Annotated in this window: 10 protein-coding genes; 6 read left to right on the top strand and 4 right to left on the bottom strand. The window is 35.3% G+C overall.

The genetic code is table 11. The features are described 5' to 3' along the window. Nucleotides 1-2: 2 nt before the first annotated feature. From mfd to ACFIKX_RS08115, 3 genes are all read left to right on the top strand, one after another. Nucleotides 3-3,503, top strand: coding sequence for a transcription-repair coupling factor (gene mfd, locus ACFIKX_RS08105; protein ID WP_375628080.1), 3,501 nt, complete (start codon nt 3-5; stop codon nt 3,501-3,503). Nucleotides 3,504-3,736: 233 nt separating this feature from the next. After that, on the top strand, nt 3,737-4,576 hold the full coding sequence (locus tag ACFIKX_RS08110) for a hypothetical protein (RefSeq protein WP_375628082.1): 840 nt from the start codon (nt 3,737-3,739) through the stop codon (nt 4,574-4,576). A gap of 1,663 nt (nt 4,577-6,239) precedes the next feature. Continuing rightward, a complete protein-coding gene (locus ACFIKX_RS08115; RefSeq protein ID WP_375628083.1) occupies nt 6,240-6,851 on the top strand; it encodes an invasion associated locus B family protein in 612 nt (203 codons plus the stop codon). A gap of 89 nt (nt 6,852-6,940) precedes the next feature. On the opposite strand, the gene ACFIKX_RS08120 is transcribed toward ACFIKX_RS08115, so the two are convergent. Then, a complete protein-coding gene (locus ACFIKX_RS08120; protein ID WP_375628084.1) occupies nt 6,941-9,571 on the bottom strand; it encodes an Rne/Rng family ribonuclease in 2,631 nt (876 codons plus the stop codon). Between the two features lie 587 nt (nt 9,572-10,158). Here ACFIKX_RS08120 and ACFIKX_RS08125 point away from each other — a divergent pair. The 3 genes from ACFIKX_RS08125 (at nt 10,159) to prfB (ending at nt 15,321) form a co-directional block, all read left to right on the top strand. Further along, nucleotides 10,159-11,388, top strand: a complete 1,230-nt coding sequence (locus ACFIKX_RS08125) for an N-acetylmuramoyl-L-alanine amidase (protein WP_375628086.1) — start codon at nt 10,159-10,161, stop codon at nt 11,386-11,388. A 168-nt stretch (nt 11,389-11,556) separates the two neighbouring features. Beyond that, nucleotides 11,557-14,022: a penicillin-binding protein 1A gene (locus tag ACFIKX_RS08130; protein WP_375628088.1), complete on the top strand. Its 2,466-nt coding sequence runs from the start codon at nt 11,557-11,559 to the stop codon at nt 14,020-14,022. 170 nt (nt 14,023-14,192) lie between these two features. Next, nucleotides 14,193-15,321, top strand: a protein-coding gene (gene prfB / locus ACFIKX_RS08135) for a peptide chain release factor 2 (RefSeq protein ID WP_375628090.1) whose coding sequence is annotated in 2 segments (ribosomal slippage) — nt 14,193-14,261 and nt 14,263-15,321 — 1,128 coding nt in all. Because the reading frame shifts where the segments join, the coding sequence is not laid out codon by codon here. A 340-nt stretch (nt 15,322-15,661) separates the two neighbouring features. Here prfB and ACFIKX_RS08140 read toward each other — a convergent pair. The 3 genes from ACFIKX_RS08140 to ACFIKX_RS08150 form a co-directional block, all read right to left on the bottom strand. Continuing rightward, complete coding sequence (locus tag ACFIKX_RS08140; protein ID WP_375628092.1) at nt 15,662-16,147, bottom strand: peroxiredoxin; 486 nt, start codon at nt 16,145-16,147, stop codon at nt 15,662-15,664. Between the two features lie 190 nt (nt 16,148-16,337). Continuing rightward, nucleotides 16,338-17,591: a tyrosine--tRNA ligase gene (tyrS, locus tag ACFIKX_RS08145; RefSeq protein WP_375628094.1), complete on the bottom strand. Its 1,254-nt coding sequence runs from the start codon at nt 17,589-17,591 to the stop codon at nt 16,338-16,340. Nucleotides 17,592-17,913: 322 nt separating this feature from the next. Continuing rightward, nucleotides 17,914-18,594: an alpha/beta hydrolase gene (locus tag ACFIKX_RS08150; protein WP_375613441.1), complete on the bottom strand. Its 681-nt coding sequence runs from the start codon at nt 18,592-18,594 to the stop codon at nt 17,914-17,916. Nucleotides 18,595-18,664 lie beyond the last annotated feature (70 nt).

Consider the following 18,664-nt stretch of genomic DNA (forward strand, 5'->3'; position numbering starts at 1 on the left):
CGATGCCTATATTTAAAAAAATTGTTATTCCCAAAAATAATTCTGTTCGTATGATTTTAGATAGCGTTACTGATGGATTTGAAGCCTTTGCGCTTGCTAAATTAAGTTCAGAAATTGCACAAGGTAAACCGCTCATCTATGTTGTCCGTGACGGAACAAAAATTGCGCATTTACAACAAGTTTTAAGTTTTATTGAACCCAATTTACCCGTACTTCAATTTCCTGCATGGGATTGTTTGCCTTATGATCGCGTATCACCAGGAATTGCTGTTATGGCACGTCGACTATCAACATTGGCACACATAGCAAATTTACGGAAAGATCCATATTCTGCAATTATATTAACAACAGCAAATGCAATTATGCAAAAGTTGCCTCCTCGTGAAATGATAGAAGCTCAGCTTATTCACGCACGTGTTGGCCAGCGCAATAACATGGGAAATCTTATTCAATTTCTAGAAACCAATGGTTTTGAACGCGTTACGGTTGTCCGTGATGTTGGTGAGTTTGCTGTAAGAGGAGGAATACTTGATATCTTTTCTCCGATGGATGTTGAACCTTTACGCCTTGATTTTTTTGGAGATACCCTAGAAAGTATCCGCGTATTTGATCCAGAAAGTCAAAGGACAACAGGCCAAAAAACTGAACTTTTATTACAGGCAATGAGTGAGGTTGTTCTTACACCAGAACGTATCAGTCGTTTTAAAAGCAATTATACCCGTACATTTGGTGTATCACAAAAAAATAATATGCTTTATGAAGCAATTGCTCAAGGTCGGCGTTTTGCCGGTATGGAACATTGGCTTCCATTTTTTTATGAAGAGCTTGACACTTTTTTTGACCATTGTGGCAACTTACCGATAGTTTTTGAGCATCTCATAGAAGAAGTCTTCATTGAGCGCTATCGTCTTATTGAAGACTATTATAATGCGCGCAAAGAGCGCGAAAGTGATGAAAAAAATTCTACTTCTTATCATCCAATAGATCCTAGTCTTTTTTATTTAACGCCAGAGCGTGTTTTGGAAGGTGCGCAACAATCTTCGCAGCGTATTGATTTTTCGCCTTTTAATATTCCACAAAGTTTGGAACAAACTGTTATTCACACCAATGTTAAACAAGGATATGATTTTGTAAAAGAGCGTAATGCGCAGGAAAAAAATGTTTTTTCAAGTGTCATTGATCATATCGCATCTTTACGCGCTGCTGGTAAAAAAGTGCTTTTAGCGTGTTGGAGTGAAGGATCTCTCAATCGTTTGTTACAAGTTCTCGATGAGCATGGATTGAAAAAAATAGATGTTGCAAAATCTTTGCAAACTGTCAAAGCAACACCTCGGGATCGCATATTAGCAGCTGTTATCATGATAGAACATGGTTTTGTGGCTGAAGATTTGGCTATTATAGCAGAGCAAGATATCCTTGGCGATCGTTTTATAAGATCGCCAAAGCGGCGTAAGAATAATACAAATTTTATTTCTGAAATTTCTGCTTTAAATTCTGGTGATATTATTGTGCATATCGACCACGGTATTGGCCAATTTGTTGGTCTTAAAACCATCAGAACCACTGGAATTTTACGAGACTGCCTTGAAATTAGATATGCTGGAGGTGATTTACTCTTTTTACCTGTTGAAAATATTGAGCTTCTCTCACGTTATGGCTCAGAAGGAACAGAGGTAACTTTAGATAAATTAGGAGGTGTTGCTTGGCAAGCACGTAAAGCTCGGCTTAAAAAACATTTATTGGAAATGGCAGGGCAATTAATCCGTATAGCTGCAGAGCGTATGACTCGTGCTGCGCCTGCTTTACTTCCACCAATTGGACCATTTGATGAGTTTGTTGCTTGCTTTCCCTATGAAGAAACGGAAGATCAAATGAATGCAATTGATGCTGTTTTGGACGATCTAGCCTCAGGCAAGCCGATGGATCGCTTGATATGCGGTGATGTTGGTTTTGGAAAAACTGAAGTAGCCATTCGAAGTGCTTTTGTTGCAGCATTAAATGGATATCAGGTTGCTGTTGTTGTACCGACAACTTTGCTTTCACGTCAACATTACAAAACATTTATTTCGCGTTTTCAAGGATTACCGGTTAAAATTGGACATGCTTCGAGGCTTGTAAAAGCGAAAGAACTTGCACGAGTAAAAAAAGGTGTTTCAGATGGTACAATCGATATTGTCATTGGAACCCATGCATTATTAAGTGGTGCAGTTAATTTTTTACGGTTAGGTCTTCTTATCATTGATGAGGAACAGCATTTTGGTGTCAAACACAAAGAGCGTTTAAAAGAGCTTAAAAGTGATATTCATGTTCTCACACTTTCAGCAACTCCCATACCACGCACTTTAGGGTTAGCTTTATCGGGTGTACGTGAACTTTCATTGATAACAACCCCCCCCATTGATAGAATGGCGGTTCGTACTTTTATTTCACCCTTTGATGCACTTGTTATACGAGAGACCCTGCTTCGAGAATATTATCGTGGTGGACAAAGTTTCTATGTTTGTCCTCGTATTTCTGATCTGGCTTTTGTAGAAGAATATCTCAAAACACATGTGCCAGAACTGAAATTCGTTGTGGCTCATGGACAAATGCCGGCTGGACAACTTGATGATATCATGAATGCATTTTATGATGGACAATATGATGTGCTGCTCTCAACAACCATTATTGAATCAGGTCTTGATATTCCAACAGCCAATACCCTAATTGTGCATCGTGCTGAGATGTTTGGTCTTTCTGCCCTTTATCAGTTACGTGGTAGGGTAGGACGTTCAAAACAACGTGCGTATGCTCTCTTTACATTTCCTGCTGGTAAAGTTTTAACAACTGCTGCTGATCGCCGTCTTAAAGTGTTACAATCTCTTGACACCTTAGGGGCCGGTTTTCAATTGGCAAGCCATGACATGGATATCCGCGGTTCAGGCAATTTTTTAGGTGAAGAGCAATCGGGGCATATCAAAGAAGTTGGATTTGAACTCTATCAAAAAATGCTTGAAGAAGCTGTTGCTGAATTAAAAGATGGAGAGCTAAATGAAGATAAGCAATGGTCACCTCAAATTTCCCTTGGTACAACAGTGATGATACCAGAAAGTTTCGTGCCTGACTTATCATTACGTATGGGACTTTATCGTCGTTTAACAGAACTTGATGGTTTAGAACAAATTGATGAATTTGCAGCGGAGTTAATTGATCGCTTTGGTCCTTTGCCCCTTGAGGTTCAACATCTTCTTAAAGTCTTTCATATTAAAACATTGTGTCGAAAAGCACATGTAGAGAAATTAGATGTTGGACCAAAGGGGATTGTCATACAGTTTCGTAATAACTATTTCGCAAATAGTGTTGCTTTTGTTCAGTGGGTGGGAAAACAAGGTTCAATGGCAAAAATTCGACCAGATCAAAGTATTGCTCTTATTCGTGATTGGTCCTCAGCGGATGAAAGGCTTGTTGGAGCAGCGAATATTATGACACAGCTTGTCGAAATGGCAGAACAACATTCTGTTTAAAAAATTTCTTTATTGTTTCAGAACTGTTACTCATTTTTATAAAATCATTCTGAATAAAATTTAAGTTTATAATAAAGAACCCTTTATATATTTATTTAGTTTTTATTATATACGTATTGATATAATGAAGAAAATAGATTAGACGGTTTAACCGCATTAAATAGCACTTGCATATAATAAGCTAATAAGCTCCTGTAAATTTTTTAGAAAGAAAAAATTTAGGTAAAGATAGCATGCTTTCTTCATTACAAAAGTGTCTAACTATCGTTTTTTTATTACTCACTTTGATATATGGCGTAAAAAACGCTCACGCTGAGTTATCTTCTGATGAACAATACCAACATTTAAAAAACAAAAGAAAGAATATTAAAGAGAGCATACAATTTATTGAAGAAAGTATGTCTCATTTGGATATTTGGGAAAAAAATATTTCTAAAGCAGAGTACTATGAGCGTTTGCAGGAACGGAATAAGTTATACAAAAAACTGAAAACTCTGAAGAATGAATATTATAATCTTGGTTCGAAATTACAGGATCTAGCTGAAAAAAAACAAAAAATTATCTCTAGAATACATATAGCGAGAGAGTACGAAGTAGGGGAGTATGAAGAAAAGTTGATTAAAACAAAAAACTATTTAAAAAAAACTCAAATGTTTAATGAATGGGGAATGAATGAGAAAAGTGGAGGTGATGATGAGATAATGAAAAATTATCTTATATTTATTATTGCTTGCAACACGTTAGCGGATATATTGCAGAGTGATATAGGTGCGATTTTGCGCAAAGATTTTGATTGGAAAGATAAAGATTTTAGTTGGGCTAAAGGCGCAAATAATTCAATAAGTCCTAGTTTAGTCAGGGATATTAAAGAATTACTAACAGATGGCTCTTATAGTTATGAAAAACAAATATTTGACGATATAAAAAATAGTCTTACAGGAGATAATTGGTTTGTTAAAAATGCACCTGAGCTTTGTAGAACCATTAAAGAAGTACATAATATAATGCTGCCAAACAAGAAAAAGAATATTATAGATCGTATGCGTTCTCATGTTAAAGAATTATTCAATTAAAAAGTATTGTTTGATTTATGTAGAAGTATATTCAAAATAGAAAAATAATTAATTTTTCATAACAGTATAATTTAGAAAATTCATAAAAAATAATGCTATAATAATATCCAATTAAAAAATTACTCGTATAAATACAGAGAAATTAAGATTATATACTAAATAATAGTTAAAATATGTTAGTAAAATATATTTTAACTTTTTGTTTTTAATTATTATTTATAATAAAGTAATTTTATGTACATAAGATATTATCTATTGTTCTTATCATATAAGATTTAATATATATTAAATAATAAACTCATATATCTTTTTTATGTTTTCTTTTTATGCATAATTTTTTGTGCTTGTAGTTTTTTATTTTTATCTGATTAATTATTTTAATGACGATACATCTCATATCATAAATCTTGTTTCATTAATACGATAAGAGAAATATTTTATAGTTCTAAGTTGTGTTATATAGGAAAACAAAATGATATTTTTAATTCATTTTTTCTTAAAACTTAAATCATTAACGATTTATATCTTTGATGTTGTGAAAACTGAAAAGAATTTATCATTTTAGAAGCTTCTTTTATTTGAGAAATAACTTAAAATAAATTGATAAAAGCTACATTTTTTATTCACGTTATAAAGCTGAGAGATGATATTTGTACAGAGGTGAAATAATAGATGTATAATATATGAGCATAAATTTATTATGGCTTTAGGCACGTGAGATGATTCATAGGGGAGAATTCCTTTGTTCAGTAGTTTTATCTATAAAACTAACTCTGCTTGTGATGTACAAGTGGATAAATTTTATTGATTCAACATAAGAGAGGTTTGCGCTATTAGGATCTTTCATACAATATAGAAATAGAAAAAAGATAAATTATTATTATAAATTAATATGTTATTATATTTTAAGAAAGTTTTTTATAAATAAAACATTTTCAGCAGTTATACATTTTCTCTCTAAGAAAATGTGTTGTTTAATTAAGAAAAAAGCACTTCTTTAGTAGCGTATTTTTAAACTAAACTGTTTAGTTAAACGCTATGGAATATAAAATTTTTATTACAAAAGCGTATCACCATTATTTTGTAAACAAGGGCAGAAAATTGTTCATTAGCAAAAAGCTCTCTTACAATTATGCAGAAATTTTAGACAATCAGTGGTTTTAATTCATTAAATGTTTCAATAATATCGTAGATGATTTTGTTTTTGTGTATCACACGAGGCACATAAGGAAAACAGTAAAATTTATCTGATATTTTGGAGCTTCATGCATTGCAACACCTGTTGCTAAGGTTCTATAAGCTTAACATGAAGAGTAATAAATGTAAAAATTTTAATTAGTAAGTTTTTTAGAGTAGTATCAGAGTTTATTTTAATTAATATTGCAATATTGATTCGTTTGTGTAATCTTAGTTTAAATGCACAGAGGTGTTTTATGGATAGATTGCATCAAATACCAATGTGATGAAGAGGGGAAATGATATGAGTGTATAAAAATTAGAATGGCTCGTCGTATTTTTTCTCTAAATTTGACTTTTTTTTTATATTGAAGTAAAAATAGTAAAATTAATTGTTATTTCATTATAATTTAATAAATTAAGTTGGAATTATATTTAATATTTTTTTGAAGTTACTTAAGAGCGCGTTGAAAGGATTAACTTAATCATGTCGCATAAAAATGTTTATTCTGCTGTTTCAGTATTAGTTGGAGCCGCTACCCTTTTTCTTATAGCTGGTATTTCTGCAAATGCGCAAACTTTATCACAAGGTTGGTACAAAGTTTGCAGTAAGCAGCATGATGTTGATATTTGTAATACAATGAATACTGTATTATCGAATACGGGACAACCTTTAACGGCTTTTAATCTTGTTGAAATAAAAGGGAAGCAAAATGAGAAACGTATAGGTATTCAAGTGCCTACAGGTCGTTTTTTGCCAGAAGGTGTTCACATTAAAATTGGTGACGAGTTCTCTAAAAAAATTCCTTATATTATTTGTAATGGACCAAGTTGTATTGCTAATGATGTCTTAGATGATAAGCTTATAGCAGCTATGAAAAGTGGTACAAAAATGGTTGTAACCACAGTTAATTTCCGTGGTTCAGCTAATCCTATTGAATTTTCTCTTAATGGGTTTACAGCAGCCTACACCGGTCCTGGTATGGAGGAAAAAGATTTCCAACAAGAACAAATAAAGCTGCAGCAAGCTATTCAATCAAAGCAAAAAGAAATTGAAGAGCGTATGCGGGCTGAGCAAGAAAAAGCGAAACAAAAGTAATAAAACCACACCATAAAAGTTGGTCAAAACGTTTTCTATAATTGTTTATTTGAACCGCCACAGAAAACTGTGGCGTTTTTTTTAAATCCTTAATTTTTCGAAAGAATTCTGCGTTTCCACCAACCAATACGTTCAGTTTTGGAAGAATCATTAGGCGTTGATGAAATAACAACGGGTTGATTAATTGTTTCTTCAATTTGGGAAGGAGAGGTTTCGATAACTTTCTCCATCTCGATTACAGTTTCTTGCTCTAATATTTTTTGTATTTGCGTTGTCTCTTTAGAAGATGATTTTTTACGTGTTTCACGTGTTGATTTTTTACTCTTTTCAAGAGCTTTATTTTCTACCTCATGAATAACTTTGTCTGCTTTTTTTGTTTTAGTTTTACGCACCGGACTGGTTGTAGGTTTTTCTTCAAGAGATTTTTGTTCTGCAATATTTTGATCATTCTCTAAAGAAAGCTGATTTTCTACTACTTTTGAAGAACGTGTTTTACGTTTTTTAGGTTTAATACTTGTATCAATTTTTTCAGATTCACCCTGTTGTTGTATATCTAGAGCTTGTGTATTATTTGTTGTTTCTTCAAGTTCAAAAGATTTAGTAGGCGAAATACGACGTTTGCGATGCGCTGCTTTAATTTCTGCCAAAGCTTGCTTAGCAAAATCTCCCACTGGTTCTGCGTAAGGAACGCGAATCTGATGAAAACTATTATCTTGATTGCGTCGACCACCACGACGTCCTCGACGACGTCCTCGACGATAAGAATCATCATTCAAAGTATCTTCTTTTTTATGAACGTTGGAGAGAGAATGATCAGTAATTTCACCGTGACGATTTTTGCGCCTACGCTTTTGGTTTGTTTCAATGGGAGAAGGATTTTCAATAGATTCACTCTTTATGAAAACAGAATCTTCAATTTCTTGCTCATTGGCATCTTCCAATGAAGATCGAGAAATGCTCTCTGCTATTGAGCCTTTAGAAATAACAAGATGTTGCGTTCCAATACTATCATCTGCTTCAATACTAATATTAAGTTTAAAGCGAGCTTCTAAATTAACAAGAATATTGCGTTTATGATTTAATACATAAAGCGCTGTTGCTACGGGGGTGCGCACGATAATATTATGTTGCGAATTATGAAGAAGATATTCTTCAATTGAGCGCATGACATGTAACGCAATTGATGATTCAGAACGTATATTTCCTGTTCCTGCGCAATGTGGGCAGGGCTGTGTCGTACTTTCTAAAACCGATATGCGAATACGTTGACGACTCATTTCTAAAAGGCCGAAGTGTGAAATATGACCTACTTGAATACGAGCACGATCGTTTTTTAAACAATCTTTTAATTTTTTTTCGACCAGCTTCACATTGCGTTCTTCAAGCATATCAATAAAATCAATCACAATTAAACCAGCAAGGTCACGCAAGCGTAATTGACGCGCTACTTCTTCAGCAGCTTCAAGGTTAGTTTGTAAGGCTGTCTTTTCGACAGAGAATTCTTTCGTAGAGCGGCCAGAATTTACGTCAATAGCAACAAGTGCTTCTGTTTGATTAATAACAAGATAACCACCAGATTTTAAAGAAACCTGTGGTTGCAACATTTTATCAAGTTGAATTTCAATATTATTTCTTGCAAAAATGGGCGTAGGATCACGGTAAGGTTGCACAACTTTTGCATGACTTGGCATGAGCATACGCATAAAGTCTTTCGCTTCACGATATCCTTGGTCTCCAGAGACAAGAATTTCACTAATGTTCTTATTATAAAGATCTCGTATAGAACGCTTGATGAGATTGCTTTCTTCATGGACAAGGCATGGTGCCGTTGACTCGAGTGTCAAAGTGCGAATAGTATCCCATAACCGCATAAGATATTCATAATCACGTTTAATTTCAGCTTTTGTTCTATTGGCACCAGCGGTTCGTAAGATAACGCCCATACCTTTTGGAACGGCTAATTCTTTTACGATTTCTTTAAGACGCTTACGGTCTTGTACGTTCGTAATTTTTCGTGAAATACCACCACCACGTGCTGTGTTGGGCATTAGAACAGAGTAACGACCAGCTAGAGATAGATATGTTGTAAGGGCAGCACCTTTATTACCACGCTCTTCTTTGATAACTTGTACCAACAAAATTTGACGTCGTTTAATGACTTCTTGAATTTTATACTGGCGCCCTTGTTTTCTTTGATAAATCGGGAGCTCTTCACGGATGTCCTCAGCACCGACCATTTCAATCTCATCATAAGAGATATTGGCATTTAATGCTTCTTCTGTATTATCAATTATTATCGCTTCAGATGTGATATCATTTTCAATATAGGCTGCTATAACATTGTTTTTTTCACTTTTTTTTGTTCTTCTGGAGCGTTTTTTATTTTTAGTTGCTTCTTCCGTAAAGGTATCTACAGAATTTTCTCCTACAGCTTCTTTTTCTTCTTCTTCAAGAAGAGCAAGGCGATCAGCAATAGGAATTTGATAATAATCAGGATGAATTTCAGAAAATGTTAAAAAACCATGTCGGTTTCCACCATATTCAACAAAAGCCGCTTGGAGAGACGGTTCTACACGCGTAATACGTGCGAGATAAATATTCCCCTTGAGCTGTTTTCTATGTTCTGATTCAAAATCAAGTTCTTCAATTTTGTTGCCGTGAACAACAACAACACGTGTTTCCTCCGGATGGGAGGCATCTATAAGCATTTTGTTTGACATAAGTTAATATCCTGAAGGCGACATGCACAATTTTATTCAAACGAATGCTATAATTATTCGTAAACATAAAAGGCTGTCTGCCATAAAAGGGAGGTACCAGAAAAACAGGACGGAACACCACGTGCAAAGGCATGACTGCATTTACACCATTTCTCATCATTATTTCCATCTGTTTTTTATGACTCATATTTTCTTAAAAGTCTCCGGTAAAATAATCTTTAAAACAGTTCGGATATCCGAACCAACGAATCTTAAGTAATGCAATCCTAATGTTACAACATAGAAATTTTTCATCCATAAAAAAGTCTCAACGCATAATAGACAAAAAACTTCTAAAGACAACTTAATATGAGTTACAGATAATTTAGATGACTATTATCAGCTAGGAAGCATAAATATTCTTTTATGTTGATATCATGCGTTTGGCAAGTAACAATGTAAATCATGTATAATTATAATATCTTTATGACCTTAATTTCGTTTTGAGGTGTTTATTTAGCTTTTATTGAAAAATAGATAATAAATTGGTGTATCGTTTTATGTAACCAAGATAAATTATTACAAAGGTAATGTAGAGTATTTTGCTTATGATAAGAGTTTTTTTTACCAAAAAGCTGAAAACAGCTTATGGGGATGTTATTGTGCTCGTCACATACTTTTTATTATCTTTTTTGCTACTCCAAACTAGTGTTCAAGCCGCAGATCCTCTGAGACTTATTAATTTTCGAACCATTGGTGATAGTATTCATACGCGTATTATTGCGGTTTTTAATTCAAAACCAAATGTTCGTTTACAGATTTTTGACAGGCCCGCACGTTTGGTTATCAATTTACCTACAATTGACTTTTCGATGCAAAATACGCCTTTAAAGAAACGGAATACATTATCCGTTATGCTTTCAGATGTGCGTTATGCTTTCTCTGACATACAGACTTCACGCATTATTTTGACAAGTAAAACGGCTTTTGTGGTTGAAAAAAATGTCGTAAAAAAATTAAATAATGGTTTATGGCAGTTGCTGATTGATATTCGTAAAAGTACACAAGAAAAATTTGATGAGATATTAAAAAAACAGCAAAGAAGCAATTTTGATACAAAAACACAGTTAATGCCAGCATATAATTTCCGTGTTGTTCTTGATCCTGGTCATGGTGGTATTGATGGCGGTGCACGGGGTGTTACTGGAATTTTAGAAAAAGATGTGACTTTAGACTTTGCGCGTGCATTGCGAGACGAATTACAAAAGGATTCTCATATTACCGTTGCTTTAACACGAGATTCCAATATTTTTTTAAGACTAAGTGAAAGAGTTAAAAAAGCGCAAGAGTTTGATGCTGATCTTTTTATATCTATTCACGCAGATACGATTGATCTACATTCTCTTCGCGGTGCCACAGTGTATACCATATCAGATAAAGCCTCTGATGCCATTGCAAAATCTTTAGCTGAAAATGAAAATAAAGTTGATTTGCTTGATGGTTTGCCTGCAGATGAAACGCTCGAAGTTACAGATATTTTGATGGATCTTACACGACGTGAAACACATACATTTTCGGTTAATTTTGCAAATAGTGTTATTTCAAGTTTATCAAAGAATCATATTAACTTGATTAATAACCCACATCGGTATGCTAATTTTCAAGTTTTAAGAGCTTCAGATATACCCTCAGTCTTGATAGAGATAGGTTATTTATCCAATAAAGAGGATGAAAAGTTATTAAATGATCCTCATTGGAGAAAACAAATGGCAGCCTCTATTGCTCATTCTATTCGTCAATTTGCTGATTATAGGCAGAAAATGATACAGCCTCTTTAAATTTATGAGAAAATAGAGTATCAATATGGGCTTCTAGTGTACCCTAGTATAAATAAAAGATAGAAAACAATTTCTCTTGATCTCAATCTTGTGGTGATATCCACTTGGTGTGTTTGAAGTAATGTATTTTTTCTTTAATTAATTCTTAAGAAAGCGATAGCCGTTTTTATGATGATTTTTTTAAGATATCTTCTTCGTTTTTTTATTGCTATTGGACTTTATGGTGCAATAACGTGGGGTGTTATGACCAGTGGTCAAGCAAATGCACTCCCTGATTATGAAGTTCTTTCACTTTATGAGCCGCCGGTAATGACCCGTGTCCATGCTTCTGATGGCCGTCTTATGGCAGAGTTTGCAACAAAACATCGCCTCTATTTACCGATTCAATCAATACCAAAGCTTGTTATAAATGCTTTCATTTCGGCTGAAGACAAAAACTTTTATCATCATTTTGGTTTAGATCCTGAAGGACTTTCTCGAGCTTTGATCAATAATATTCGTAATATTGGTTCTGGAAGACGTCCAGAGGGTGCATCAACTATAACGCAACAAGTCGCTAAAAACTTCCTTTTAAGTTCAGAAACAACGTTAGAACGTAAATTTAAGGAAGCTATTTTAGCAATGCGTATTGAGAAAACTTATTCAAAAGATCATATTCTCGAACTTTATCTCAATGAAATTTATCTGGGTCGTGGCACTTATGGCATAGCTGCTGCTTCATTGACCTATTTCAATAAATCCGTCAATGACCTGACGCTAGAACAATGTGCTTATTTGGCTGCTCTTCCAAAAGGACCAGCAAATTATGATCCATTTAAGAATACACAACGTGCTATTGATCGGCGTAATTGGGTTATAGACCGGATGATTGCAAATGGATATGTAACGCGTGAACAAGGTGAAAAAGCGAAAGCTAAACCTTTAGGAGCGACAATACGTGGGAGTGATAGCTATGTTTTTGCGGCTGATTATTTTACTGAAGAAGTACGGCGTCGTTTAATACATCGCTATGGGGCTAAAACACTTTATGAAGGTGGGCTTTCCATTCGTACAACGCTTGATCCGCATTTACAACTTATTGCGCGACGTGCTTTGCACGATGGATTAATTAGATTTGATCATGCGCAAGGATGGCGTGGAGCTTATGCGCATATTGATGAGAAAGGTGATTGGGGGACAGAACTTGCAGATATCACAGGGCTAAGTGATGTTCCTGAATGGCGTTTAGCTGTTGTTCTTTCTACTAATCTCAATAAAGTAGAGATTGGTTTACAGCCACAGCGCGAAGCTTCAGGTATATTATCAAAAAAACGGGAAATTGCTGTTTTATCTGAAGCTGATTCAAAATGGGCACTCCATGTTGTAAAAGAAAATGGTTATCGAAAAACTGTTCAGAGCTTATCTCATGTTCTGCAAGTTGGGGATGTCATTTTTGTTGAAAAACTATCTAATACAAACAACACTTATCGTTTACAACAAATTCCAAAGGTTGAAGGTGCAATTGTTGCTATGGAACCTCATACAGGGCGCGTTCTTGCTATGGTGGGAGGATTTTCTTTTGCAGCATCTGAATTCAATCGTGCAACCCAAGCTTATCGCCAACCGGGGTCTGCTTTTAAGCCTTTTGTTTATGCAGCAGCTCTTGATAACGGATATACACCAGCATCCGTTGTTTTAGATGGCCCCATTGAAGTTCGTCAATATAATGGTGAAGTTTGGCAACCCAAAAATTATGGGGGTACCTTTGCAGGACCTTCAACGTTGCGTTATGGTATTGAGCGTTCTCGTAATCTTATGACAATACGGCTTGCCAATGATATGGGAATGCCTCTTGTCGCTGAATATGCAGAACGCTTTGGGATCGTAGATAAATTGCAGCCTTATCTTCCCATGGCTTTAGGGGCTGGTGAAACAACAGTATTACGAATGGTTACAGCTTATTCCGTTATTGCCAATGGCGGACGCTCTATTAAACCTTCTCTGATAGACAGAATTCAAGATCGTTATGGGAAGACAATTTATCGTCATGATGATCGTATTTGCGAAAATTGTAATACGAATTCATGGAATAATCAAAGTGAACCCACATTGATTGATGAGCGAGATCAAGTTCTTGACCCTATGACGGCTTATCAAATTACATCGATGATGGAAGGGGTTGTTCAGCGTGGTACTGCGGCACGTTTACGTTATCTTAATCGACATATTGCCGCTAAAACAGGAACAACCAATGACTCTAAGGATGTCTGGTTTATGGGATTTACTCCTGACATTGTCGTTGGTATTTTTGTCGGTTATGATCAACCAGCTCCGTTAGGATATAATGGAACAGGAAGTTCATTAGCTGCACCTATTTTTGGTGATTTTATGGCAGATGCTCTTAAAGGAAAGCCAGATGTTCCCTTTAAGATGCCAAAGGGTATGATTTTAATGCCAATTAATCGAAAAACAGGAATGCTTGCCGAAAGAGGAGATCAAGATGTCATTATAGAAGCATTTAAACCAGGGACTGGGCCTGCTGATATATATCAAGTTATTGGGAGTACAAATTCTTTTCAAGAAGGTGTTCCTGCAGTAACGACTTCTCCACAAGTCAACAAAGCACTTGAAAGTGGGACAGGTGGGCTGTATTAATCGACAAAATCTCCTTTTGCCATGAGTCATGTTTTTTATCTCTTTTTTACAATGTCGGTTCTATAAATAGAGTGATAGAACTGTACCATTTTCTGATAGCAGCTATTAAATTTGTATAAAATGCTAAGAGACACAACCAAAAAGAGTTTTTAAAAATACGGTGTTAAATTATGCGAGCAGAAATAGAAACATTAGTTGATGAAATCCAGAAAGCAATACAATTGCTAAGGGGGCATCTTTGACTGGGATCAATCACTAAAGCGTCTTGAATATCTTAATCAAAAAGCGGAAGATCCATCATTATGGGATGATGCACAACGAGCACAGGATATGATGCGTGAGCGTCAACGTCTTGATGATTCAATCAACGGTCTTTTATCATTTACAAAAACACTTGAAGAATGCATTGAGCTTATTGCGATGGGCGAAGAAGAAAGTGATATTGAAATTATCGCTGATGCAGAAAGATCAATACGTAATCTTAAAAATGAGATAGATAAAAGGCAAATTGACGTACTTCTTTCAGGAGAGGCAGATCCGAATGATACCTATTTAGAAGTTCATGCTGGAGCAGGGGGAACAGAAAGCCAAGATTGGGCTTCTATGCTCTTACGTATGTATATGCGATGGGCTGAACAGCATGAAATGAAGGTTGAAATTTTAGAAATTCATGATGGAGAAGAAGCAGGAATAAAGTCAGCGACTATTCTTGTAAAAGGGCATAATGCTTATGGAATGTTAAAAACAGAATCAGGCGTTCATCGCTTAGTGCGGATTTCTCCATTTGATTCGAATGCAAAGCGCCATACTTCTTTTGCGAGCATTTGGGTTTATCCAGTTATTGATGACAATATTGAAGTTGATGTTTCAGAGGCAGATGTGCGTATTGATACGTATCGTGCATCTGGAGCAGGAGGACAACATGTTAACACGACAGATTCTGCTGTTCGCATCACACATATAAAAACGGGTATTGTTGTTCAATGTCAAACAGAGCGTTCTCAACATAAAAATCGCGCTACGGCTTGGTCGATGTTGCGTGCACGGCTTTATGAAGAAGAGCTTAAAAAAAGAGAAGAAGAAACCAATGCTGCTGAATCTTCTAAAACAGAAATCGGATGGGGACATCAAATTAGATCTTATGTTCTTCAACCCTACCAGCTTGTCAAAGATTTGCGTACAGGAATTGAAAATACGGATCCACAATCCGTACTTAATGGTAATTTAGATGCATTTATAGAGGCAGCACTCGCACGGCGCATTCATAGACAAGACAAAAAAATTGAGGATATTCGTTAATTATATATCCTTCCTTCAAGCCATGTAGATTTTTTCTTAAGCTGTTCGTTTTACTGATGTTGTGATGTTACGATAGTCCTTGATACTTTAAAGGTTTAAAGAGGGATTTTTTTTGTTTCTTTCTTCATTTTTTTCTCACACACCAATTCTGCTTATGATATTGCAAGTGATAGGAAGAATCTAAAATAAGAAAAATTTGGGATATTCGAGGGACTAATATAAATGTAAAACAATTCATTATCCTTATAAATCAATATATTGTAAAAATTGAATCCGTTGAAAAACTAAAATCAATTAGGGAGAATAACTTTTGCTTTTGAAGATAAATCAAACACTCAATTTACAAGTTACCATTATGATATAAAAGTGTTGCAGTAGCTAAAACATTTTCAGCATGCCCAGATACGCTTACTTTGCGCCATTCTTCTGCTATTATTCCATTTGCATCAATTAAAAAAGTGCTCCGTTCAACTCCCATATATTTGCGTCCATACATGCTTTTCTCAACCCAAACACCATAAGCTTCGAGGGTCGTTTTTTCTTCATCAGAAACCAAGATGACATCAAGTTCATGTTTTATTTTAAATTTATCATGTTTTTTTACATTATCTGGAGAGATTCCAATAACAGAAACACCGATTTCATCAAATTTCATCTTTAATTTTGTGAAATCAAGTGCTTCACTTGTGCAACCACTGGTGTCATCTTTGGGATAAAAATATAAAACAACAGGCTTTCCTTTAAAGTCAGAAAGACACACTGTCTCTCCTCCATCGCGCGGCAAAGTAAAATCAGGAGCAAGAGCACCTTTCATTGGTCTTGTCATTGTTTTCATCTTTCTTTTTTGTGTAACAGGTATAAGATATCAGAGTACACAGAAGAAAAGAACTATTCAACTCTCTAGAATTTTATCGTTTTGAAGAGACTTTTATTTCCCTAACAAAATTCGCCCTATCACAACGATTGAATTGAAAGAACAAGCTCGACGTGAACAACATAAACAAAACAGCAAAAGATTATACTGGTTTCATCACAACATGTTTTTTCTTACCAAAAGAAAGTTTAATGGTTCCTTCTGCACTGACATCCCCTTCAATAATAAGATGTGTTTCATCCTCAATAATTTGATCATTTACACGGACACCTCCACCTTGAACGTGTCGGCGTGCCTCACTATTAGATCTAGCGAGTCCTGCTTCTACTAAAAGAGTGAGCAATCCAACACCTTTTTTTAATTCTGAGGCATTAATTTCAACAGTTGGAAGATTTTCTCCCAGAGTTTTTTCTTCAAACGTCTTGCGAGCCGTTTCTGCTGCTGCATCAGCAAGAACACGTCCATGCAACATTGCTGTAATTTCTGTTGCAAGAATTTTTTTTGCTTCGTTAATTTCAGTTCCTTGTAATAGAGAAAGTTTAAGAATCTCATCCATCGGCAATGGAGTATAGAGCTTTAGAAATCGTGTTACATCAGCATCTTCTGTATTGCGCCAGTATTGCCAAAATTGATAAGGTGAGAGTTTATCCGCATTTAGCCATACAGCCCCATTCAATGATTTACCCATTTTGGCACCGGAAGAGGTTGTCAGCAATGGTGATGTTAACGCATATAATTGCGGTGTTCCTAAACGATGTCCTAATTCGATTCCGTTAATAATGTTGCCCCACTGATCAGAGCCCCCCATTTGCATACGCAACCCATAACGTTTATAAAGTTCAACAAAGTCATAAGCTTGCAGAATCATATAATTAAACTCTAAGAATGACAAAGAGTGCTCACGCTCAAGTCTGAGTCTGACAGAATCAAATGACAACATACGGTTGACAGAAAAATGCTTTCCTACATCACGCAAAAATTCTAAGTAGTTTAAATTGCATAACCATTCAGCATTATTCACAATACAAGCATCGGTTTCTCGGTCACCGAATGTCAAATAGTTAGCAAATACCTTTTTAATACCATCAATATTTGCAGCAATATCATCTTGTGTCAGAAGGCGTCGCGCTTCGTCTTTGAAAGAAGGATCACCAATCAATCCGGTTCCTCCACCCATTAAAGCAATGGGGCGATGACCCGTTTTTTGTAACCAATAAAGCATCATAATCTGAAGAAGACTTCCAGCATGTAAACTCGATGCTGTTGGGTCAAATCCAGTATAAGCGCTTACAGTTTCTTTTGAAAAAAGATCATCTAAGCCTTTTTCATCTGAAATTTGGTGGATAAAACCACGTTCGCTCATAATGTGTAAAAAATCAGATTTAAAGGCAAACACAGATTTAATTTCCTAATTTAAGAGTGCATTTATTGTATATAATAGGCGATTATATAACGAATTATTAATGCGTTATCTATCATAACTGACGCACACCTCACAAGAGAAAGAGACATATTGGTAGTATAAAGATAATAATACAGGTATTATTTCCTTTTTACGCTAAAAAAGAAACTTCTTAGTAATAGAAAAAAGGTGTTCTGTTATTCTCATTTCTATCCTGAAATAAAATTTAGAAAAATTTTAAATGCAGACTAAAAAAATTACTTTGTTATGATCAGAGACGATTTTTGCTAATTTTTTATAAATCTATCGTATTTTCCTAAGTTAGTGAAAGTATTTCAGGAGGAGGAGCGAGAAGTTCATTGGAGATATGGTTATCCAAATAGTGGGCACATCGTTCAATAAGTTTTTCATGACATCCACTGAAAAAGTGATTAGCCTCTTCCAATATTTCTTGTGTAATGATGATACCTTTTTGTGTTTTTAATTTATCGACAAGTATTTGAACATCTTTTGGAGGGGCAACTTTATCGATACCGCCATGAATGATAAGTCCAGAAGAGGGACAAGGTGCAAGAAATGAAAAGTCATAAACATTAGGCTGAGGGGCAACTGAGATAAATCCCTCAATTTCCGGTCGGCGCATTAAAAGCTGCATACCAATCCATGCTCCAAATGAGTATCCTGCTACCCAACAATTTTTAGAGTCTGGATGTTGTGTCTGCACCCAATCGAGAGCAGCAGCAGCATCTGAAAGTTCTCCTATTCCATAATCAAATTCACCCTGACTACGACCAATACCACGAAAGTTAAAACGTAAAGTTGTAAAGCCACGTTGTTGGAACATATAAAAGAGGTCATAGACAATTTTATGATTCATAGTTCCACCAAATTGGGGATGAGGATGCAAAATGATCGCAATGGGTGCATTTTTTTGTTGTGAAGGTTGATAACGCCCTTCGAGCCGACCCGCGGGACCGTTAAAAATAATTTCTGGCATAAAATGCTCCTTAATGCAATAAAAGGCTCTCTTTGACCCTGGTCGACTTTTACCATAGAATCTCTTAAAT

It is taken from the genome of Bartonella sp. CM86QHHN, assembly GCF_042194695.1.
Taxonomy (GTDB): domain Bacteria; phylum Pseudomonadota; class Alphaproteobacteria; order Rhizobiales; family Rhizobiaceae; genus Bartonella.